This is a genomic window from Halomonas sp. M20 (genome assembly GCF_020622265.1).
Lineage (GTDB): Bacteria > Pseudomonadota > Gammaproteobacteria > Pseudomonadales > Halomonadaceae > Modicisalibacter.
On the sequence record NZ_JACNMQ010000001.1, the window covers coordinates 670,900 to 693,447 of the forward strand.

At 57.6% G+C, this 22,548-nt stretch carries 17 protein-coding genes; 14 read left to right on the plus strand and 3 right to left on the minus strand.

Translation table 11 applies throughout. From position 1 onward, the window contains the following. Positions 1-86: 86 nt before the first annotated feature. From H7850_RS03150 to H7850_RS03200, 11 genes are all read left to right on the plus strand, one after another. Positions 87-1,379 carry an NAD(P)/FAD-dependent oxidoreductase gene (locus H7850_RS03150; RefSeq protein ID WP_227367929.1) on the plus strand — a complete coding sequence of 431 codons (1,293 nt, stop codon included), beginning with the start codon at positions 87-89 and terminating at the stop codon, positions 1,377-1,379. 54 nt (positions 1,380-1,433) lie between these two features. Beyond that, on the plus strand, positions 1,434-2,585 hold the full coding sequence (locus H7850_RS03155; RefSeq protein WP_227367930.1) for an ABC transporter ATP-binding protein: 1,152 nt from the start codon (positions 1,434-1,436) through the stop codon (positions 2,583-2,585). Between the two features lie 10 nt (positions 2,586-2,595). Next, complete coding sequence (locus H7850_RS03160) at positions 2,596-3,516, plus strand: ABC transporter permease (RefSeq protein ID WP_227367931.1); 921 nt, start codon at positions 2,596-2,598, stop codon at positions 3,514-3,516. Next, positions 3,513-4,310: an ABC transporter permease gene (locus tag H7850_RS03165; protein ID WP_227367932.1), complete on the plus strand. Its 798-nt coding sequence runs from the start codon at positions 3,513-3,515 to the stop codon at positions 4,308-4,310. The genes H7850_RS03160 and H7850_RS03165 overlap by 4 nt, the downstream gene beginning before the upstream one ends. An 89-nt stretch (positions 4,311-4,399) precedes the next feature. Beyond that, a complete protein-coding gene (locus H7850_RS03170; protein ID WP_227367933.1) occupies positions 4,400-5,461 on the plus strand; it encodes an ABC transporter substrate-binding protein in 1,062 nt (353 codons plus the stop codon). A 204-nt stretch (positions 5,462-5,665) separates the two neighbouring features. Beyond that, positions 5,666-7,033, plus strand: coding sequence for a glutamine synthetase family protein (locus H7850_RS03175; RefSeq protein ID WP_227367934.1), 1,368 nt, complete (start codon positions 5,666-5,668; stop codon positions 7,031-7,033). 806 nt (positions 7,034-7,839) lie between these two features. Then, the gene (locus tag H7850_RS03180) at positions 7,840-8,595 is read left to right on the plus strand and encodes a Crp/Fnr family transcriptional regulator (protein WP_227367935.1); all 756 of its coding nucleotides are present in this window, start codon (positions 7,840-7,842) and stop codon (positions 8,593-8,595) included. 79 nt (positions 8,596-8,674) lie between these two features. Further along, positions 8,675-9,739 carry a spermidine/putrescine ABC transporter substrate-binding protein gene (locus H7850_RS03185; protein WP_227367936.1) on the plus strand — a complete coding sequence of 355 codons (1,065 nt, stop codon included), beginning with the start codon at positions 8,675-8,677 and terminating at the stop codon, positions 9,737-9,739. Between the two features lie 300 nt (positions 9,740-10,039). Beyond that, positions 10,040-10,822, plus strand: coding sequence for a glutathione S-transferase family protein (locus H7850_RS03190; protein WP_227367937.1), 783 nt, complete (start codon positions 10,040-10,042; stop codon positions 10,820-10,822). Positions 10,823-10,961: 139 nt separating this feature from the next. Beyond that, positions 10,962-12,251: an NAD(P)/FAD-dependent oxidoreductase gene (locus H7850_RS03195; RefSeq protein WP_227367938.1), complete on the plus strand. Its 1,290-nt coding sequence runs from the start codon at positions 10,962-10,964 to the stop codon at positions 12,249-12,251. Between the two features lie 154 nt (positions 12,252-12,405). Then, positions 12,406-12,969: a glycine zipper 2TM domain-containing protein gene (locus tag H7850_RS03200; protein WP_227367939.1), complete on the plus strand. Its 564-nt coding sequence runs from the start codon at positions 12,406-12,408 to the stop codon at positions 12,967-12,969. A 90-nt stretch (positions 12,970-13,059) separates the two neighbouring features. Here H7850_RS03200 and H7850_RS03205 read toward each other — a convergent pair whose 3' ends face one another. Continuing rightward, positions 13,060-14,541 (minus strand): Na+/H+ antiporter NhaC family protein, encoded by a 1,482-nt coding sequence (locus H7850_RS03205; RefSeq protein WP_227367940.1) that lies wholly within the window; start codon positions 14,539-14,541, stop codon positions 13,060-13,062. A 219-nt stretch (positions 14,542-14,760) separates the two neighbouring features. Continuing rightward, a complete protein-coding gene (locus H7850_RS03210) occupies positions 14,761-16,140 on the minus strand; it encodes a glutamine synthetase family protein (protein ID WP_227367941.1) in 1,380 nt (459 codons plus the stop codon). 270 nt (positions 16,141-16,410) lie between these two features. On the opposite strand from H7850_RS03210, the gene H7850_RS03215 reads away from it, so the two are divergent. Further along, positions 16,411-17,151 (plus strand): gamma-glutamyl-gamma-aminobutyrate hydrolase family protein, encoded by a 741-nt coding sequence (locus H7850_RS03215; protein ID WP_227367942.1) that lies wholly within the window; start codon positions 16,411-16,413, stop codon positions 17,149-17,151. A gap of 88 nt (positions 17,152-17,239) precedes the next feature. Here the strand turns inward: H7850_RS03215 and H7850_RS03220 are convergent, their stop codons facing one another. Next, the gene (locus H7850_RS03220; RefSeq protein ID WP_227367943.1) at positions 17,240-19,225 is read right to left on the minus strand and encodes a Na+/H+ antiporter NhaC family protein; all 1,986 of its coding nucleotides are present in this window, start codon (positions 19,223-19,225) and stop codon (positions 17,240-17,242) included. A 298-nt stretch (positions 19,226-19,523) separates the two neighbouring features. Between H7850_RS03220 and H7850_RS03225 the strand changes: the two genes are divergently transcribed. Together H7850_RS03225 and H7850_RS03230 are read left to right on the plus strand one after the other, a co-directional pair. Beyond that, positions 19,524-20,927 (plus strand): aspartate aminotransferase family protein, encoded by a 1,404-nt coding sequence (locus tag H7850_RS03225; RefSeq protein WP_227367944.1) that lies wholly within the window; start codon positions 19,524-19,526, stop codon positions 20,925-20,927. Continuing rightward, on the plus strand, positions 20,924-22,423 hold the full coding sequence (locus tag H7850_RS03230; protein WP_227367945.1) for an aldehyde dehydrogenase: 1,500 nt from the start codon (positions 20,924-20,926) through the stop codon (positions 22,421-22,423). The genes H7850_RS03225 and H7850_RS03230 overlap by 4 nt, the downstream gene beginning before the upstream one ends. Positions 22,424-22,548 lie beyond the last annotated feature (125 nt).

Genomic DNA, 22,548 nt, shown 5'->3' on the forward strand with positions numbered 1-22,548 from the left:
TCGTGTGCAGTCGAAAACGGTCGCAGAATTCAACAACAATATAGAGTCGCATTTGGCGACTTACTTTACTGGACCAGGAAAGTACTATGACGGTTGCATCTGGACCTTGTCGTCCAGCTTCTTATTACAATGCCAGTGTCGCAGTCACTCTGGCGCCGACACCGCCCTTGGAAGGCGATATCAAGGCCGATGTCTGCGTTATCGGGGGCGGCGTAACCGGTTGCTCCACGGCATTGCACCTCGCGGAGCGAGGGTATTCGGTGGTCTTGCTCGAAGCCGGTGAAATCGGCTATGGCGCCTCGGGCCGCAGTGGCGGGCAGATTTTGCCGGGGTTGGGCACCGAGCTCGAAGTGGTCGAAAAGGCGCTGGGACTCGAACGTGCCCGGGAAATATGGGAAATGAGCCGCGAGTCGGTACGCCTCACCGAGCAGCTCATAAAGCGCCATGACATTCCTTGCGATCTCACCTGGGGCTATGTCAACGCAGCGATCAAACCCCGCCATGTACGCGAGCTGCATGCGTTTCAGGAAAGCATGGCCCAGCGCTATGACTACCATTCGATGACCTTTCTGGAAGGCGACGCTCTGCGCGAGCGGGTCGTCAGTGACGCCTATCTGGCCGGTCTTCACGATGCGGAAGGCGGCCATCTACATCCTCTCAATTATACCCTCGGATTGGCTCGGGCCGCCCAGCAGGCGGGGGTTGCCATTCACGAGCACAGTGCCGCTATCACTGTAGAGTGCGGTCAGCCTGCTCGGGTGACTACCGCTCAAGGGCGGGTGAGTGCGGAGTTTGTAGTGGTGGCTGCGAATGCCTATCTGGGCGGGCTGTTGCCTGAGTTGAGCGGGCGCATCATGCGCGCCGCCAATTACATCGTCACCACCGAACCCTTGAGCGATGAGCAGGTTGCCCAGGTGCTTCCCCAGAACGACGCGCTATCGGATACCAATTTCGTCCTCGATTACTATCGACTATCCGCGGATAAGCGTCTGATCTATGGCGGAGAGGTCAGTTACGATGGGCGCGAACCCCGTGCGCTCGAAGCTCGCATGGATGCCAAGATCGCCGGGCTGTTTCCGGTATTGAAGGGCACTAAAATCGACTATCGCTGGGGCGGGGATGTCGCCATCACTGTCAATCGTGCGCCGGATTTTGGACGGCTGGACCGCAATGTTCTCTATGCCCAGGGCTACTCGGGGCACGGCATGTCTCTGGCCGGGCTTGCCGGTAAACTGTTGAGCGATGCCATTGCCGGCCAGGCCGAGCGCTTCGATGTGTTCGCCGCCATGCCGCATCGCCGCTTCCCGGGGGGGCGCTTGCTACGCCAGCCGCTACTGGTATTGGCAACCAATTTCTATAAATTGCGGGACCGGTTGTAGGTTCGGGGCGACTTACTTCTCCGAGACACGACGACAATAACGGGAGAGTAATGCATGAGTCATGCCACCACGGTTGCTAAGACTACCGACCAGGGCGAAACAGAAAGCCGTTCCGATAGTGCCCCGCAGAGCGACGCAGGTGAGCGCCGAGAGCCTTCCTCCATCGAGCTCAAGGGGCTGCACAAGCGGTTTGGCAAGGACACCGTGGCCCTTGATGATGTCGATCTGACGATCGAAGCCGGGGAGTTCTTCACGCTGCTCGGGCCTTCTGGCTGCGGCAAGACCACGTTGCTGCGTATGCTTGCCGGCCTTGAAGAGCCCGATGCCGGCCATGTCCGTATCGGCGGCCAGGATGTCACCGATATTCCGCCTCACAAGCGTAGCGTCAATACCGTCTTTCAATCCTATGCCCTGTTTCCCCATCTCTCGGTGCGCGACAACCTGGCGTTTGGCCTGCGCATGCGTGGGGAGTCGAAAAAGGAGCAGCGGCGCAAGGTGGAGGAGGTTGCCGAGTTCATTCAGCTGGGGTCCCTGGTCGATCGACCGGTCGATCAGCTCTCCGGAGGGCAGCGGCAGCGGATCGCCCTGGCGCGCGCCTTGATCTGCGAGCCCAATGTACTGCTGCTGGATGAGCCCTTGTCGGCCCTCGATGCGGGGCTACGGGGACAACTTCAGGTCGAGCTGCAGCGCATCCAGAAGCGCCTGGGCATGACTTTCGTATTCGTCACCCATGACCAGGACGAGGCCATGGTGATGTCGGATCGCATCGCCGTGCTCGATGGCGGCATCATTCAGCAAGTTGGCTCGCCCATTGAGGTCTACGAACATCCACGCAACGCCTTCGTGGCACGCTTCATGGGCCACGACAATCTCTATGCCGTTCGCGCAAGCGGGGAGGACTGGGTGGATACGGAACTTGGTCGACTGCGACTCGATCCCGCCGAACAGCGTGAGGAACAGGACGGTTGGTTGCTGATTCGCCCAGAGACCCTGGAACTCAATGCAGAGAATCCCGAGAGCTATAACCAGCTGCAAGGCAAGGTGATGGAGCGACTCTATCGAGGCAGCCGGGTCGAATATCGCCTGGAAGTGGACGGGGTGACCATGATGGCCACGGCGAGCAATGTGGGGCAGCGCCTGCTCAATGTCGGCGATCAGGTGACGGTCAGCGTGTGCCCTGACGACTTGGTTCGGGTCGCTTCCTGAGGAGACGATAATGGTGGAATCTTCAAGAACAGCGTCCCGGGGGCGAGGCGTCGTCGGTGAGTCGCAGCACCTGCTTTTCAGTGTGGCGCCCGGGGCCATTTGGATTGTCGTGTTCCTGGTGTTGCCGAGTCTGTATCTGATGGCGGTTGCCTTCATGACCAATGGTCCCTACGGCCTGCCGCAAATGCCGCTGACTCTGGATTCTTTCGAGCAGTTGGCAGGCTTTGGTTTCCTGGGATGGAGCCCGGGCAACTTCTATACGCTGTTGCGCTCGCTATGGCAGACCTTGCTGGCAACGGTGCTCGTGGTGATGGTGGCCTACCCCATCGCCTATTACATCACTACCTGTCGCATGAAATGGCGCGCCATCATGCTGTTGCTGGTCGTGGTGCCGTCCTGGACGAACCAGGTCATTCGTACCTTTGGCTGGATGAACCTGCTGGCGCCGGGCACGCCACTTTCCGATCTTGCCCAGTGGTTAGGGGTCATTCCTCCCAACATGGGCCTTTATCCCTCGAATTTTGCCGTCACTCTGGGGCTGGTCTACAACTTCCTTCCGTTCATGGTGCTGCCGCTCTATGCCGCCTTCGAGAAGCTCGATACGGCTCAGGTGCAGGCCGCTCAGGATCTATACGCCTCCCCGATGCGCACCTTCTGGCACGCGGTCTTTCCTCAGACGCTGCCAGGACTCCTGGCCGGTACGGTATTGGTTGCAATCCCGGCCTTCGGCATGTACGTGATTCCCGAACTGCTCGGGGGCGGCAAAGGAATGATGCTTGGGAACCTGGTCGCCAATCAGTTTGCCGGGGGCTCCAACTGGCCCTTGGGAGCCGCCGGCGCCATTCTGATGCTGATTGCCACCTTCATTGGCTTGTTCGCCATGCGCCGAATCGGTAAACGCCTGGGCGGCGGCGAAGAGGTGGTGATATGAAAAAACGGTCCTTGCAGCGTGGTTTGAACGTTTTCTGGTGGCTGACCCTGGTATTTCTTTATCTACCCCTGGCAGTGGTGGTGTTCTTCTCCTTCAATGCCGCCAACAGCGCGGCACGTTTTACCGGCTTCTCCTTGCGCTGGTACGAGCGGTTGCTGGGCAACGAGCAGATCATCTCCGCTTTTTGGAACAGCATGGTGCTGGCGATCGTTTCGGCGGTGCTGGCGCTGGTGATCGGCTGTCTGATCGGCTACGGCATGTATCGCCATCGGCATCGCAAGCTGGGCTGGCTGATCGTGCTGATCTATCTGCCCATCGTATTGCCGGATATCGTCTTCGGTATCTCGGAGATGGCCTTTTTTGTCTCGATGCATCGCTATACCGGTCTGCTGCAGCCGGGGCTTATGACCATGATCATTTCCCATGTGACCTTCCAGATTCCCTTCGTGGCGCTGATCGTCTATTCGCGGCTGGTGGGGCTCGACCCGACCTTGTTCGAGGCGGCCAAGGATCTTTATGCCACGCCGTTCAAACGCGCCTGGCACTTTCTGCTGCCGACCATCAAGCCGGCGCTGATATCCGCGTTCTTTCTATCCTTCACGCTGTCCATCGACGACTTCGTGATCAGCTTCTTCACCTCGGGACCGGAAAGCGCCACCTTGCCGATTTATATCTGGGGCGCCATCAAGAAAGGGGTGACACCGGAAATCAATGCCATCGCGGCCTTGATGATTGGTGCCGTAGCCATTGCGGCATTGATGAGCCTGTTGTTCAACCGCCAGGGGCAGCGCTGAATGTCCTTGGCAGTGCAAAACGATAGACGATGCAAAGTGAGATGTAATGTAAACCGAAGGCCCATTTTGATTTGAAGGGGAGCAACACAATGAAAACAATGACCACGATTGCCACCGCGCTAGGAAGTCTTCTTCTGATCAGCAGCGTACAGGCTCAGGAAAACAAGCTGTACGTGTTCAACTGGACTCAGTACATGGACCCGGAGATCATCACGGCGTTCGAGGACAAATATGGCGTCGAGGTGGTTCAGAACTACTACAACTCCCTGCCGGAGATGTTTGCCAAGCTCAATACCGGCGGCGTTTCCCAGTACGATATCATCGTGCCCTCCAACTACTATGTGCCGCGTCTGATCGAGACCGGTCTGGTGCAAAAGCTCGACAAGTCCAAGATCCCGAATCTGGACAACATCATGGAGCAGTTCGACGACCCCAGCTACGACGAAGGAGCGGTCTACTCCGCGCCTTACCAGTGGGGTGTCTCTGGCTTGGTCTACAACGCTGCAACCTTCCCGGATGCGCCCAAGAGCTGGTCGTTGATGTTCGATCCCGAAGTCAATCCCAACCATCCCTTTGCTTTGATGGGAGACGGGCAGATAAACATGGGCGCTGCCTGTGCCTATCTCGGTCATGGTTATGACTGTACCGATGTGGAAGCCTGGAAAGAGAGCGCCAAGCTATTGCTTGAGACCAAGAATCGCGAGCGCTTCAGTGGTTTCGTCGACGGCACGCCGTCCTTGCAGCAGCTTGCCCGAGGCGTGTCCCATGCGGCAATGACCTATAACGGCGACTATCTGTTCTACAAGGATGAGAACCCGGACTCCTTCAAGGACATCGAGTTCATGATTCCCGACGAAGGCACCGAGAAGTGGGTGGATGTCATGATGATCCCTTCCAAGGCTCCCAATGTGGATATGGCGCACAACTTCATCAACTTCATTCTCGATGCAAAAGTCGGCGCCCAGCTCTCCAACTACAACTACTACGCCAGCCCCAACGAAGCAGCCAAGCCGCATCTGGATGAAGTGCTGACCAAGCCTCCGGTACAGCCCAGTGAAGACGACATGGAGCGCCTTGAGTTTACGCCCAGCCTGAAAGGTCAACAGCTTCAGACGTTTACGCAGTTGTGGAACGAGGTCCAATCCCGTTGAGGAAACACTGAGTAAAGGCCTGTGCGCCTTGTTCGTGACGTCGCCCGTCTATTTATCGGCGTTCCCTCGAGAACAGGAAGGGAATCTCATGGTTCCCTTCCTCGAAGCCTCAAAGCAGGGGTCATCGTGGTTGCCCCTCTGCATTTGTGATGCCGGTACGAGGTGGCCGGCAAGTCGCGCAACCCGCCAAAAAAGGAATGTTGTATGAGCAGTGACAGTCAGCACCACGAGCTGAGCGAGTGGTTTCATGCCAAGGGCATCACCGAGGTAGAGTGTCTGGTGACGGATCTGACCGGTATTCTCAAGGGCAAGATCATGCCCGCCAAGAAGTATCTCAATGGTGGAAGACCACGCCTGCCGGACTCAATCTTCATCCAGACGGTCACCGGTGGCTATCCTGAAGACGAGGATATTCGCTTCTGGAATGCCGCCGAACTCGATATGGAACTGGTGCCCGATCCAAAAGCTGCCTATCTAGTCCCTTGGGCAGAAGACCCTACCGCTCAGATCATCCATGACTGTTACTATTTGACTGGCGAGCCGGTGGAGCTATCCCCTAGAGGGGTGCTCAAGCGTGTACTCAAGCTGTTTGACGATCGGGGCTGGAAGCCGGTGGTTGCCCCTGAGGTAGAGTTCTATCTGGTCAAGACCAATACCGACTCCGACTATCCTCTTGAACCCCCTATCGGCCGCACCGGACGCCAGGAGAGCAGTCGCCAATCCTTCTCTATCGATGCGGTCAACGAGTTCGACCCGCTGTTCGAAGAGATGTACGACTACTCCGAAGCCATGGGCCTGGATATAGATACTCTGGTACACGAAGAGGGCGCAGGGCAGATGGAAGTCAATTTCCAGCACGGCGACCCTTTGATGCTGGCGGACCAAGTGGTGATGTTCAAGCGTACCTTGCGAGAGACGGCGCTGCGTCATGGCATGTACGGCACCTTCATGGCCAAGCCCATGGCCAACGAGCCGGGTAGCTCCATGCATGTGCACCAGAGCCTGGTGGACATCAAAAGCGGGCGAAATCTGTTTGCTGGTGAGGAGAATCAGCCCAGCAAGCTTTTTCATCACTACATTGGTGGTCTGCAGCAATATCTACCCGCTGCCATGCCGTTCTTCGCGCCCAACGTCAATTCCTATCGTCGCTTGATGCGCACCGAGACCAGCGGTTCCGCGCCGGTCAATACGGAATGGGGGTTCGACAATCGCACCGTGGGGTTGCGGGTGCCAATGGGCGCTCCCGAAGCAACCCGTGTCGAGAATCGCCTGGCGGGTGCCGATGCCAATCCCTATCTCGCGATCGCCGCCACGCTGGCCTGTGGCTATCTGGGCATGCTCAGTCAGATCGATCCTCGCCCTCCCATGATGGGATCGGCCTGGGCAGTCGGAGACAAGCTGCCGGACGACATCAGTCCGGCGCTAGACAGCCTTCAGGAGTGCACCGCCCTTGCAGACCTGCTGGGCGAGCGGTTCATCAATAGCTATCTGGCGGTCAAACGCGCCGAACACACTGCCTACTTCGGCGTCATCAGCTCCTGGGAGCGGGAGCACTTGCTGCTACGGGTGTGAACCGCCTTTTTGTCGCTATGGGCGAGTAAGCCTACTGGCCATTCGTGCATGGCATCTGCGGCGTATCCGGTTGCCGGATACGCCGTTCTTATTGGCCTGTCATGGCAAGAGAAATACGGTGGGAAATTAAAGAGAAAATTGACGCTTGTTTGCCGGCATAAAAGGCCCATCGCGCCAATAAATAGAGTGTGCATAGTTGGGAGGAAATAAGTAGTAAAAAGGCAATTTTTTTGAAGTTTAATTAGCTTTTTAACGTAAGCCATTGACGAATATTGACTGAGCATCGATAGGTTTTTTAGCGAAAGGTTCGAGATTTATTGATTGGTACTTCCATTAACTCAGTTTAATAAAAATACTGTTTGTTTCTACTACCATGCATATGGGGTCAGACATGCCAAGGAGGGTATTAAACTAGGGGGATACGCAAAGGAATGCGATCTGGCCAGGGAGTGGTCAGGGAAGAAAGGTATCCGCTAGGTCTGACCCCTCTAAAGTTTTTCAGCATAAAAAATATCAATAGTCTCATACGTTTTGGAATATTTATTAACATATGTTGTGTTTTTCTACGATATGAATTTTATTCGTGTTTATATGCTCTATCCTGACTAGTAAGATTAGATTGAGATAAACCGACAGTTATCCCCGCATCACTTGCGCTCGTCGTTTTCGATCCAGTCAAGCCACGCTCGAAGGCTTGCTCATATTGCCAGAAACGTCGACGTTGGATCGCCAATTCGCCAATTCAGCTAGCCATGGCTTGCCCATTGTCCTCAAAGGCGCTGTAAAGGCCTAAACAAGGCGAATTCATGCCCCAAGAAGCTAGTGCCATCCTGTCGAACCTGGGTCGCTATTTTTCCCTGAGCGACGACGACCGGTCGCTTTTGCTGGAGTTGGAAAAAGATCGGCATAGCATGGCAGGTAAGTCCGCTCTTTGGCAGGCGGGAGACAAGGTCGATAAGCTTTATGTGATTCAAAGTGGCTGGGCTTATACGTATCGGGACAAATTCGATGGCCAACGTCATATCATCGACGTATTGCTACCCGGTGACATCATTGGCCTGCGTGATCTGACCTTCGCCACCCACAAGACCTCGGCACGGATGTTGACCCGGGGCATGGTGAGCATTTTCTCTCACAAGTGTATCGTCGATATCATCGATGGCTCGACGGCGCTGACCCTGGCCTTGCTGGCTTCCATCGCACGACAGGAGGCGATGCTCAACGAGCGCATGTTGATGGCCATTCACCACAGCGCGCGTTCGCGCATCATGCACTTCATTATCGAAACCCATATTCGGCTTAACAAGCTCAACCCCACGGATCTACATCAATTCTATCTGCCGCTCACCCAGGCCATGCTGGGGGAGGTGCTGGGCCTGACCATCGTGCACATCAACCGTACCCTTGCCAGCTTGGAACGAGACGGTATTCTGATCAAGCACCGTCATCACATCGAGATTCTTGACGAGCAGAGACTGATCGTAGAAGCGGAGTTCGACAGCGATTACTTGAGCGACGAGATGGACGGTTTGAAGGAGTATTTGAAACTGACTAAGGCCTGACGCGCCGGTTAACCCGGATCGCCATTCAGGCTATGATGTGCTCTCCACCATTTGGCCTGGCCCCATAAGGATTCTCCACATGCGCATCTCTTCCTCGCTATCGCCTTTGATGGGCGCCTGCCTGCTGGCCCTGAGTCTGCAAGCCGGTGCTGCAGAAAAACTGTATCTGTTCAACTGGACGGAATACATGGACCCTGAGGTTCTGGAGGATTTCGAGCAGGAGTATGACGCCGAGGTGGTTCAAAGCTATTTCACCTCGAACGCGGAGATGTTTTCCAAATTGGCCGCCGGAGGGGATGCGCAATACGACGTGGTGATACCGACCGACTATTTTGTGCCGCGGCTGATCAACGCGGGCCTGGTTCAAGAGCTGAATCCCGACATCGTCGACAATCGCGACAACTTGATGGACGCCTTCCGGCACCCGGATTACGACCCTGAGGAGCGCTACAGCGTACCTTACCTGTGGGGGGCGACCGGCATCGTCTACGACACCGCTACCTTCGATGAGCCAGAACAGTCCTGGGGCATGCTATTCGATCCCGAAATCAATCCGGACCAACCCTTCGCCCTGCTGGGAGGCGACCCCCAGGTCAGCCTGGGCATGGCTTGTGCTTACCAAGGCAACGGTTTCGATTGTGTGGGTCAGGAGCCTTGGGTCGAGGCGGCCAAATTGATGAGCGAGACGCTCGATCGCGACAACTTTACCGGTTTTGTCGACGGCAGCGCCGCTATCGAACAGGTCGCCAGGGGAGTCAGCCAGGTGGCCGTCTCCTATAGCGGCGACGTGGATTACCGCCAGGCGGATTCCCCCGAGACCTACGGCAACTTGGGATTTTTCATTCCCGAAGAGGGTTCTCAGCTGGCCGTGGACACTCTGGTCATCCCGGCCCGTGCCCCGCATCCGGAACTTGCCAATCAGTTCATCGAGTTTCTGCAGCGCCCGGAAAATGCCGCCCGATCGGCAAACTATGCTTTCTATCGTACGCCCAATGAGGCAGCGCTGGACAAGGTTGCCCCGGCGCTCAGAGAGTCGTCGCGCTTGACTTCCCAACAGCGCGAGACATTGGTGACCACGCCGGTGATCGAGGGTGATCAGCTTCAGCTGTTGCAGCAGTTGTGGAATGAAGTGCGCAGCCGCTAAGAGGGCCTTTACAAATTACTGCGCTCGACCATACTACGTTGAAACCAGCCTGGTGCGCCAGCCCGGTCAAAATGCTCATTTACAACACGTAAACTCCGCTTTTTCGGCTGGTTTCGCCTTGTCTGATCGTCGCTCGTGACTTTTGTAAACACCCTCTAGTCAACGCGATTTGACGAGTGCGCCAACGGTTTCTACCTTCAAGAAAAACGATCACCTGCCTGATCGTTTTTCGTTTTGGTGCTACTAGAATGTAACCACCGCAAATTCATCGATTCGAACCGCCACAGTGGTTACATGACCATGACACTGACGTTATACGCACACCGTTTATCCCAGCCCTGCCGCGCCGCTGAAATACTGCTGCGGGAGCTTGAGGTGCCTTATGAATGGTACGAAGTCGATTTTGCCAACGGACAGGCGCGCGAACCCTGGTTTGCAGATCACATCAATCCATTCAAAAGCTTACCGGCGATTGCCATTACAGCGCCGGACCCGGAGCCTGACGCTGGTACTGGCGAATCCGAGAGTTTTCTGCTGGCGGAAAGTCACGCCATCCAACACCATGCTTGCCGTACGGCAAAGAACCAGGACGCGGCACAGCGCTGGTATCCCGGCGATCGAGACCCTCGGCGCAGCGCACAAATCGACCAGTGGATGGCCTGGCATCACAACAGCATCCGGCGCTTCGACAGCTTTCATGCCATCATGAATCTGCATCTGACCCTGCCCATGCTCAAATACGAGATTCAGGACACACAGATCAGGCCGCTACAGGAAGGCTTGAAATCCGGGCTGTCGATGCTGGAATCTCACTTTGAAAGGCAGGGAATGGGCGATTCGTCCGCGCCAACGCTATGCGGCGACGAACATCCCACCCTGGCGGATCTTTCCATGGTCTGCGAACTCTATCAGATTGTCGCGATCGGCTATCGGTTCAAGGGCTACCCGCGGGTTTCCCAATGGATCGAGACGATCGCCAGCCGTCCGCATTTCAAGGATGTCTCTGCTGAGATTCTCGATCAGGGCAGAACCATCCGAGAGCAGAGCGGAAACTATCTAGATCTTGAAAACGCATTCACCTGACGAGAAAGAAGCTATTTCGACAGGTTTTTTGACTCCAGGTGTTTTAAATAAAGTACCACTTGCTTGAGAGGATTGGCCCAAGTGGCGTACTATCACGGGTATACGTTGAATAAAAGAAACGCTTATCTGGAGAGCGCCGATGCCATCCCCTAGCACGTCTCATGTAGGTTCCTATTACGCCGCTTCGGCCAACTCCAGTCCTGAACGCCCTGCGTTGCAAAAAGAGATTCGCTGCGACGTCTGTGTCGTGGGGGCCGGTTTTACCGGCATTTCCGCTGCTCTGCATCTGGCAGAGAAAGGGCATCAGGTCGTGGTATTGGAGGCGGCTCGGGTTGGCTATGGCGCATCTGGGCGCAATGGCGGACAGATTGTCAACAGCTACAGCCGCGACATGGACGTCATCGAAGACAAGTACGGCACCGACACCGCGCGGGCTCTGGGGGAGATGGCCTTCGAGGGCAATCGCATCATTCGCGAACGTATCAAGCGCTATGACATTCAGTGCGATCTGAAAGAAGGCAACCTGTTCGCAGCCTGTAACGCCAAGCAGATGAAGGGCCTTGTCGAGCACAAGGCGCTCTGGGAGCGCTTCGGCAACGATCAACTGGAATTGCTGGAAGGCCAGGCCTATCAGCGCGAGATCGGCAGTAAGCGCTATACCGGCGCCTTGCTCGATCACTCCGGTGGTCATATGCATCCGCTCAACCTGGTGCTGGGTCAGGCAGCTGCCTTTGAATCCCTAGGGGGCGTGATTTACGAGCAGACGCCGGTAACGGACATCATTCAGGGCGAGCCGGTAAGGCTTACAACGCCTCAGGGCAGCGTCATCGCCGAGCGGGTTGTGCTGGCGGGCAATGCCTACATGAAAGGGCTGATGCCGTCTCTGGAGGGCAAATCAATGCCAGCCAGTACTCAGGTCGTCACCACCGAGCCGCTCAGCGAAGAACAGGCGCGGGACATACTGCCCAATGATCGTGCGGTGGAGGACTGCAACTATCTACTCGATTACTACCGGCTGTCCGGCGATCGTCGGTTGATCTATGGCGGTGGCGTCAGCTACGGCGGCCAGGATCCCAGCAGCATCGAGAACGTCATTCGGCCCAAGCTGGAAATGACCTTTCCGCAGCTCAAGGGTGTGAAGGTCGACCATGCCTGGAGCGGCAATTTCCTGTTGACTCTCAACCGCCTGCCTCAGTTCGGCCGTATCAACAACAATGTCTATTATGCCCAGGGCTATTCCGGGCATGGCGTTACCTGTACCCATCTGGCCGGGCGCTTGATTGCCGAAATCATACAAGGGCAAAGCGAGCGCTTCGATGTGTTTGCCGGGCTGCCGCATTTACCTTTCCCGGGCGGGCGGATACTGAGTGTGCCGCTGACGGCCTTGGGGGGCTGGTACTATAGAGTTCGCGATGTTTTAGGCGCTTGAGCGCTTTTTGCCAGCAGAACAGATATGACAAAGAATAAGGAAACAGCGTTCTAAAACTTATTTAATCGCCTCTTCAGCGTAAACTCCGACTCGATGTTACTGCATTTTCAAGAAGAGTTACTCGCATTATCAAGAAGAATCGAGGAGGCGACCCATGAGTAAATCCATCGCTATCGGCAGCACACTTGCGGTACTGGGGCTAGGCGGTCTGGCCTTTGGGGCCTATCAGGTCCAGACGGCTAATCCGACGCCGCAGTATGCCGAGATCGTCAACGTCGAGCGTATCACCGATACTGTCGAGACACCTCGCGAGGTATGTGACGACGTTTCAGTGACGCGCCAACGCCCAAGCAAGGACTCCAATCGAATCGCCGGTACCGCGGTAGGCGCTATTGTCGGCGGGGTGCTGGGCAATCAGGTTGGTGGCGGCAGCGGCAAAAAGATCGCCACTGCAGCCGGCGCCGTGGCGGGTGGCTTCGCCGGGCGTGAGGTGCAGGGGCGCATGCAGCAGGGCGATACCTACACGACGACGGAACAGCGCTGTCGGACCGTCACGGATACGACGGAGCAGTTCAAGGGTTACGACATCGAGTACCGAGTCGATGGCGAGGTCTTCAATGCGCGCCTCGATGAAGCACCCAAGGGCGAGCGAGTGCCGCTGGTGGATGGCAAACCCCAGTGGCAGGCTGCCGGCGGGGATTCCACAGCCAGTTCGTAAATCGGCAAGTTCATGAGTCAACGTAAGTGATGATACGCAAAGGCCCCGTTTTTAACGGGGCCTTTGCGTTGTGTTCTGCTGCTGAATTGCTTAGGTCATCGCGAAGCCGAGTATCAAAAAGATGATGCTGGCAACGACAGCCCCAAGCGCTGCGTAGGGGATCTGGGTCAGCGCGTGCTGCATGGGCAGACAGCCGCTGCCCTGGGCCGACAGCACTGAGGAGTCCGAGAAGAAACAGGCGTGGCTGCCGAAGCTAGAGGCGGAGAGCAGGGCGCCGACCACCAGGGGCATGGGCGCTCCCATATGCTGAGCGATGGGTATCACGATGGGAATCGAGATCACGAACACGCCCCAGGAGGAGCCAGTGGCGAAGACCACGATCGCCATGGAAATGAACACCACCATGGGCAGGATCGCCACGGTCAAGTAAGGCGTCAAGGTCTCGATCATGAACTCGGTCATGCCCAGCTGCTCGTTGATGTCTTTCAATACGAAGCCCGCAGCTACGATGGCCAGGGGCAACATCATGATACGAAAGCCGTTCAAGATCGAATCCATCAGCGCATCGAAGGTACTTAGACGCTGGATCAGGAATAATACCAAGGTGAACAGGGTGGCCACGATCGTCCCCATCAACAGGTCGATATCGTAATAAGCGCTGGCACCGATCAGTACCACCATGGGGGCGAGGAAGTTGAACAGTCCCATCCAAGGGTGGACTTTCGGGGCACTCTCGTCTTCCATAGGTTCATCCGGCGCGTCGTCGGGAATTGGCTGCCCAGCCTTGGCCCGGGCTTCGGCCGCTTTCATGGGGCCGAAATCCGGCATCAGTCCGCCGGCGACCAACAGCACCAGCCCCAGCGCGACCCAGCCATAGACCATGTAGGGGATCGACTCGATATACAGCCACATGCCATTGCCGTCGGTGGCGCCATTGCTCTCGAGCAGCTCGGCGAAATAGACCGCCCAGGTCGAGATCGGTACCAGAATACAAACCGGCGCCGCGGTGGAGTCCACGATATAGGCCAGCTTTTCCCGAGATACCTTGTAGCTGTCCGTGAGCCGCTTCATCGATGAGGAAATCGCCAGGGCGTTGAGATAGTCGTCGATGAAGATCAGCATGCCCAGCACCGAGGTCCAGAGCAGCGATTGGCGCCGACTCTTGACCAGACGTTGCATGAAGTGGCTGAAACTCAGGGTACAACCGGCTTTTTCCAGCATGCCGATGAAGCCGCCCATCAAGCCGACTACCAGAATCAGCCAGGCGATCGTTTCGTCCATCATGACACTCAGGGAAATGTCCGCCAGTGCCCCGATGTAGTTGTCTGGCTGCAGCATGAAGAGTCCCGCGAGCGCTCCGGTGACCAGCGCCTCGAGGGTGCGGCGGGTCGTCAAGGCGACCAGCAATACCAGGCCGGAAGGTACCAGACTTACCCAGCCAAACTCGTTGCCGGGTTCGTGATAAAGCGTCAGTCCGCCAACGATGACGATAATGGTCGCCAGCAAAGCGAGTGGCTTGAGCTGTCCGCGTTCGAGGGGCAGGGATGGCGCGAAGGGATGCGACGTACTCATTGCTTGGCTCCTGTACGCAGACGGTCAGTAAGTGTGAAATAAAACATTGGTAGTGGTCTTGTGGTTGTCATTACGTCACTCCCTGGGATGAACGGTTTATTTTGGGCACAGGTTTCCTGAGGCCGAGCATCGTGCTGTGCTCGGCCCTGGAGTCTGGGGCTAAATGGATCGGGCTGAATTCAGGTGCTCAAACGCAACATCACCCGGTACGCGTCCGGTTCACACGTTGCGCAGGTACCAGTCGTATTCCAGCGTGCTGACCGCCTGCATGGTCTGGGCGCGCTCCTCCCGACGATTGATATGGAACACACGATGAAAATCGCGGCCGAGGGCTTCCGCCAGTACATCACTTTCTGCAAACAGCTCGAGGGCCTTCAGCCAGCTATTGGTCAGCGTAGGTTCGAGTTGCTCGTAGGCGTTGCCTACGATGGGCGTTGACGGCGACAGCTCGTGGTTCAATCCATGCAACATCGACGCCAGCAGCGTTGCCAGCAGCAGGTAGGGGTTGACGTCGGCGCCGGCCACGCGATGCTCGATGCGCCGGGCGGCGTTGGGCCCAGAAGGAATACGTACCGCGACGCTGCGATTGTCATAGCCCCAGGAGGGGGTCATGGGCACGTAGAGGCTGGGTTGAAAGCGGCGGAAGGAGTTGATGTTCGGCGCCAGGACTGCCATCGAGGCCGGCATCAGTTCCAGTATGCCCGCAATGGCTTGTTTTAACAGCGGCGTACCCAACAGGTCCTCGTCGTCGCTGGCAAAGACGTTGTGCCCGTTTTTATCAATCAGGCTGATATGCACATGAGCGCCATTACCCGCTTCATTGCCATAGGGCTTGGCCATGAAGGTGGCTTCGAAATCATGATTGAGTGCCACGCCCCGGATCAGTCGCTTGAGGAGTACCGCGCTGTCCGCGGCGCGAAGCGCATCGTCGCAATGAATCAAGTTGATCTCGAACTGACCTGGCGCACACTCCTTGAGGGCAGTATCCAGGGGCAGCGACTGCTCGATGGCCGCCTGCTGAATCTCTTCGAGGAAATCCGCGTATTCATCGAGTTCGCTGATCGAGTAAAGCTGACTCTGAGTGGCGCGCTCACCGGTACTCGGGGAGCAGGGCGGCTGAGCCTGTCCACGCTCGTCTCGGCGGCGATCCACCAGATAGAACTCCAGCTCCAGAGCCACCACCGGGGTAAGACCGAGTGCCGTGAAATTCGACAGTACTTGACTCAATACCTGGCGCGGATCGGCAAAGAACGGTGAGCCGTCGATCTCTTCCATGGTCATCAACAGTTGGGCCTGGCGCCCGTCGCGTAGCCAGGGGGTGCTCATCAAGGTGCCGGGAATGGGCCGGCAGACTCGGTCACTGTCGCCGGTGGCAAGCCCCAGGCCGGTTTCCTCGATGGTATTGCCATTGATGTCGAGTGCGAACAGTGAGGCGGGTAAATTGACGCCGTTCTCATATGCCTTCAGGAGATTGTCCCGAGGAATACGCTTGCCCCGTAGTACGCCGTTGAGATCGCTGATCAGAAGATCGACGCTTTCGACCTCCGGGTGCTTTTCCAGAAAGGCGCTGGGTTCGTGGGTGTCGGAGGCGGACGTCATGAGCAGGTACCTTGTATGCCGAAAAGTGTGCCAAAAAGGACTATCGATGGTTTCATTCTGCGCCGGCAAGGATTGTTGTCAAATTTTTTACGACAAAAAAGCCTTCTACTTTTGGATAGTGTGTGTATTTTTATCTATAAGCATTTGATATGTAATTTTAAATTCTCGGTTTGAAGAAGAGTTTTTGCCAGGTCTTGGCAAGCATGAAGAACGGCGCTATGTTGAGTAAACCATACCATTCGTAAAATTGCTCACCAAAGGAGCTCAATGATGCAACGACGTCCGCTGGTAGGGGTGATCGCCTGTCGTCGACAGGTCGAGGGGCATCCGGCGCATATCGTGACCGATAAATACCTGCGCGCATTGTATGATGTCGGGCTTGCGCCGGTGGTGCTCCCGGTCTGGGAGGATGGGGTGGATACATCCTTGTTGGAGCGTCTCGAGGGCCTGATGCTGACCGGTAGCTATACCAACGTTGAGCCGTATCGCTATGGCGCCGAGCGAATCCCCGAGAATGCGCGGGACGACCGGGATCGTGACACCGTGGCGTTTGAACTGATCCCCGCAGCTGTCGAGCTTGGCTTGCCGCTGCTGGGTATCTGCCGTGGGTTCCAGGAAATCAACGTTGCCATGGGCGGCACGCTTTACCAGGCGGTACAGAAAGTGCCGGGTATGCTCGACCATCGTGAGCCCGAAGGAGACAGTGCCAACTATTATATGCCAGCGCACGATTTGACCATCGAACCGGGCGGCGTGCTGGCAGGGCTATTCGATCAGCCAACTGCGCGGGTCAATTCCTTGCATCAGCAGGGTGTCGAGCGTCTTGGCAAGGGGCTGCGCGTGGAAGGGCGGGCGCCGGACGGTCTGGTCGAGGCGTTTTCGATCGAGAACGCCAAGGCGTTTACGCTGGCGGTGCAGTGGCATCCTGAATGGCGCCCCCATGAGAATCCGATCAACGAGGCGTTGTTCAGAGGGTTTGCCGAGGCGTGCGAGCGAGCCATCCGCGCCTGAAGTGAGCTTTCAGGAAACTAAGCCTCAAATAGAAAAGCCCGCCGTTCAACTGGAACGGCGGGTTTTTCGTGTCAGTCGCCTCAATGGATCAGTCGGTAGTCTCTGCCGTCACGGTGTCTTTTTGTGATTGAAGGGGCTGAGCACGCTTGCCGATTGTCATCAGAATGGCGAACAGTATCACCGCGCCCACCACCAGTCCGATCCACCAGCTGATGCCGTAACCCACGCTCAGGGTGCCGAATACCAGCGCAACGACACCGACGAGAAGCGCATAGGGAAGCTGAGTGCGTACGTGTTCCACCAGGTTGCAGCCGCTGGCCAGGGCGGAAAGCAGCGTCGTATCCGCCAGGGGCGAGCAGTGATCGCCCCATACCGCGCCGGCAAGCACCGAGGCCACCGAGGCGTACAGGATCGGCATCCCTTCCGCAGTGCCGGCCATGCCTTGCATATCCAGTACTGCCCAGGCCAGCGGCACTACCAAGGGCATCATGATACCCATGACGCCCCAGGAGGAGCCGGTAGCGAAGGCGGTGAAGGCCGCCAGGACGAAGACCACCGCGGGCAGCCAGGCAGGGCTCAAGGTTTCACCGAGCGCAGCTACCAGGAATTCGCTGGTCTGCAGAGCATCGTTCACGTTGGCCAGGGCCCAGGCCATCATCAGGATGGTAATCGGCAGCAGCATCGATTTGACGCCCTCGAACCAGTAGTGGCCGGTTTCGGTCATGCCCATCAGGCGCTGCACCAGGGTCATGATGACCGCCACCACGCAGGAGGCCAGCGACCCCCACATCATGGCGCTGAAAGAGTCCCCTTCACCGAAGATATCCCGCAGGGCATGTTCACCCGGTCCCAGGGCGTCGAGCCCGGTGGCATAGATGCCGCCCAGGGTGACGGCGGCCAGCACCAGCATGGGCACGATGGCATTGAAGGCGCGAATGGGAACGCCGGTCTTGGTGGTGATTTCCGCCTCCTCGACGATGGCTTCTTGGCTACTGCGCTTTGTGGGCTGCAGTCCTTCGCTCAGCATGCGGCGCTCTGCTTTGAGCATGGGGCCGAAGTCACGACCGCTCCAGGTGACCATGAACACGAAGGCCAGGGCCAGGATGGGGTAGGCGTTGTAAGGCAAGGCGTTGACGAACACCGAATAGGCGGACTCGTTCCAGCCTTGGATATTCGACATGGCTTCGCTGATCAAGCCCACCTGGAAGCCGATCCAGGTGCTGATCAGGGCGATGGTGGAAACCGGCGCCGCGGTGCTGTCGATGATATAGGCCAGCTTGGCCCGGGAGACCGCCAGCTTGTCGGTGATGGTGCGCATGGTATTGCCGACGATCAGCGCATTGGCGTAATCGTCGAAAAAGATCGCCATCCCCAGCAGGGCGGTGGAGGTCTGTGCATGACGACGCCCGCGAATCACCCGGGAGATGCGCTGAGCGATGCCCTGGGTGCCGCCGTTACGGGAAATGATGCCGACCATGCCGCCGATGAGCAGACAGAACAGCACGATGGACATATGCGAGGTGTCGCTGGCGGCCTCGAGCACATGGACGTTGATGGAGTCGCCAAAGGCGCCGAGCAGCGCTTTTGCATCCATGCCATGCAAAATCCAGCCTCCCATCAGAATGCCGACGAACAGGGCCAAAATAACCTGACGGAAGACCAGCGCCAGGGTAATGGCGATCAGGGCTGGTAATAGTGACAGCCAGGCCGGAATTGCGGAGAGCTCCGTGGATACCAGCACCTGATTATCGCCACCGAGCAGTTCGACTCGACTGACGTCCTGATCGATGGTGATCCCTTGGGCCTGCCATTGGCCGTCTTCGTCTTGAGTGAGTTCGATGGTTTTATCGCTCAGGCGCAGCCGTGGCCCGGCGGTGTCGCCTAAATCGGCAATGGATAGATCGAACGCCACACCCTGCAGAATGACGTCCGGCGGTTCAAAACTGGGGGTGCCTTGATCGGCATGGCTCAGCGAGGTTGTCAGTAAGGTTGTCAGTAAGGTGGTCAGCAAGAGTGCCAGCAGGCATAGCGCCTGCCTTGCAGGTTTCAACCATGGCGTTTTTCGCAATGTCATATCGTGTCTACCTCGGGTCTTGTTATTGGCTTGCCATTTGATGCGCGTATAAAGGACACAACGCTGGCGCTGTCGATCAAAAAGTGGCCGCTTGCACTGCAGTCGTCAATTATTTTTTACTTTTCGGACTATCACCTTTCGTAGTAGGACGTTATTTTTCTTTCTATATCAACCGTATATTTCGATCGCAAAGGTTCTTACACTAAAGGGGTTGGCAGGCAAATGTTGAACGTATATGTTGAGTAAAGAATAACGCTCGAATCCCATGTTGCGTCGTTCAACTCTCCAGGAGCCCATCATGACCCATCAGACCACCGCTGAGCTGCAGCGTCTGGACAGCGCCCACCACATGCATCCCTTCACCGATTTCAAGGCGTTGGGAGAAGAAGGCAGCCGTATCATTACCCATGCCGAGGGCGTTTATATTCACGACAGTGAAGGAAACCGCATCCTCGATGGCATGGCGGGCCTGTGGTGCGTGAATATGGGCTATGGGCGTGAGGAGCTGGTGGAGGCGGCGACTCAGCAGATGCGCGAGCTGCCGTTCTACAACAATTTCTTCAAGACCACTCATCCGCCGGCGGTCAAGCTGGCGGAGAAGCTGTGCCAGCTGGCGCCTTCCCACATCAATCGCGTGTTCTTCACCGGCTCCGGCTCCGAAGCCAATGACACGGTGCTGCGCATGGTGCGGCGCTATTGGACGATCAAGGGCAAGCCGGAAAAGCACATCGTCATCTCCCGGGAGAATGCTTATCACGGCTCCACCGTGGCGGGCTTGAGCCTGGGCGGCATGGCGCCGATGCACGAGCAGACCGGCCCCTTGGTGCCGGGTATCGAGCACGTGCGCCAGCCCTATTGGTTTGCTGAAGGGCGGTTCGGCGAAGGGCGCGATCATTCACCCGAGGAGTTCGGTCGTCTTTGCGCTCAGGCCATCGAAGACAAGATCCTGGCCCTGGGCGAGGACAACGTGGCGGCCTTCATTGCCGAGCCTGTGCAAGGCGCCGGCGGTGCGATCGTCCCTCCAGAGAGCTACTGGCCGGCGGTCAAGGAAGTGCTCGCCAAGTACGACATTCTGCTGGTGGCGGATGAGGTCATCTGCGGCTTTGGCCGTCTGGGCGAGTGGTTCGGCAGCCAGCATTACGGTCTCAAGCCGGATCTGATGCCCATCGCCAAGGGGCTCTCTTCGGGCTATCTGCCCATTGGCGCGGTGATGGTAGGAGATCGCGTTGCCGAAACGCTCATCAATGAAGGCGGCGAGTTCTTCCACGGTTTCACCTATTCCGGGCACCCGGTATGTGCTGCCGTGGCCTTGAAGAACATCGAATTGATGGAAGCAGAAGGCGTCGTCGACAAGGTGCGGGACGATCTCGGGCCTTATCTGGCCAAGCGTTGGGCGGAGCTTTCGGATCATCCCATCGTCGGCGAGACCCGTAGCCTGGGGCTGATCGGTGCCCTGGAACTGGTGGCGGACAAGGAAAGCGGCGCGCGCTTCGACAAGTCCCTGAGCGCCGGCAATCTGTGTCGCGATATCTGCTTCGAGAACGGACTGGTCATGCGCTCCGTGGGCGATGCCATGGTCATCTCGCCGCCCTTGGTCATTACTCGTGAACAGATCGACGAGCTTGTTACTCTGGCGCGTCGAGCGCTGGATGAAACCGCTCGGCGATTGGAAAAACACATGGCTAAAGGGGTGAGTGCATGAGTACACAGATGAGTCATGCGGACTGGCAGCGCCTTGCCGGCGATCTGCGTTTCGAGACTCGAGCCTTTATTGGCAACGCTTTCAGCGAGGCGGCCAGCGGCGAGTCGTTCGAGACGATCAATCCTGCCACCGGCGAGACCCTGGCCAGTATCGCCAGTTGCGATAAGGCGGATGTCGAAACGGCGGTGGGTCATGCTCGCAAGGCTTTCGAGCGCGGCGACTGGTCACGCATTGCGCCGGGCAAGCGCAAGCAGGTAATGCTGCGCCTGGCGGATCTCATGGAGCAGCACAAGAACGAACTGGCCCTGCTCGATACCCTGGACATGGGCAAGCCGGTGGGCAGCTCCCTGGGGGATATGGCCGGCGCCATCGGCTGTATTCGCTACAACGCTGAATCCATCGACAAGATCTATGGCGAGGTGGCCCCCACCGGTGAGGATGCCCTGGGGCTGATTCTGCGCGAACCCTTGGGGGTGGTGGCTTCTATTGTGCCCTGGAACTTTCCGCTGATGATGACCGCCTGGAAGATCGGCCCGGCGTTAGCCGCCGGCAACAGCGTCATATTGAAACCTTCCGAGAAGTCGCCGCTGTCGGCGCTGCGCCTGGCACAACTGGTTCAGGAGGCCGGTTTCCCGGAGGGCGTGTTCCAGGTGCTGTCCGGCTTCGGTCATACCGCCGGCAAGGCCCTGGCGCTCTCCATGGACGTTGATTGCCTCTCCTTCACCGGCTCCACCGGCGTCGGCAAGCAGCTGATGCAGTACGCGGGGCAGTCGAATCTCAAGCGCGTCTATCTGGAGTGCGGTGGCAAGAGCCCCAATATCGTTTTTGCCGATTGCAAGGACCTCGATGCAGCGGCCAGCAACGCCGCTGCGGCGATCTTCCATAATCAGGGCGAGGTGTGCATTGCTGGTTCGCGATTGCTGGTCGAAAATTCGATCCGTGAGGAGTTCGTCGAGCGAGTGTTGGCCCACACGGAAAACATGCAGCCCGGCGATCCCTTGAGCCCGGATAGCTTCATGGGCGCGATCGTCGACAAGATTCAGCACAAGCGCATTCTGGATTATATTCGCCAGGGCGTGGAAGAGGGCGCTCACCTGCGTACCGGCGGTGACGCGGTGAGCCCGATCGACGGAGGCCTGTTCGTCGCGCCCACGGTGTTCGATGGCGTGACGGATCAGATGACCATCGGCCGGGAGGAGATCTTCGGCCCGGTGCTGGCGGTGTTCGGCTTCGACAGCGAAGAAGAGGCCGTGCGCCTGGCCAACGACAGCGACTACGGCCTGGCGGCGGGGTTCTGGAGCCAGGACGTGGATCGTATCATGCGTGTCGCGCGGCGGCTGCACTCAGGCCAGGTGTTCGTCAACAACTGGGCCGGTGGCGATCAGACGGTGCCCTTCGGCGGCGTCAAGCAGTCCGGCAACGGCCGCGACAAGTCTCACCACTCCCTGGAGGAATACTCCGAACTCAAGACGGTGTGGATGTCGCTCGCGCCTTAGTCGATCGCCTTGGAGAGTGACGCGTCGAATAGCGGCAGATAGGTCAGTTGTTCGACGCGCCGCTCACATATAAAAAGCCGGTTGCCGTGAATGACGGAGACCGGCTTTTCTCGCTAGCTCCATGC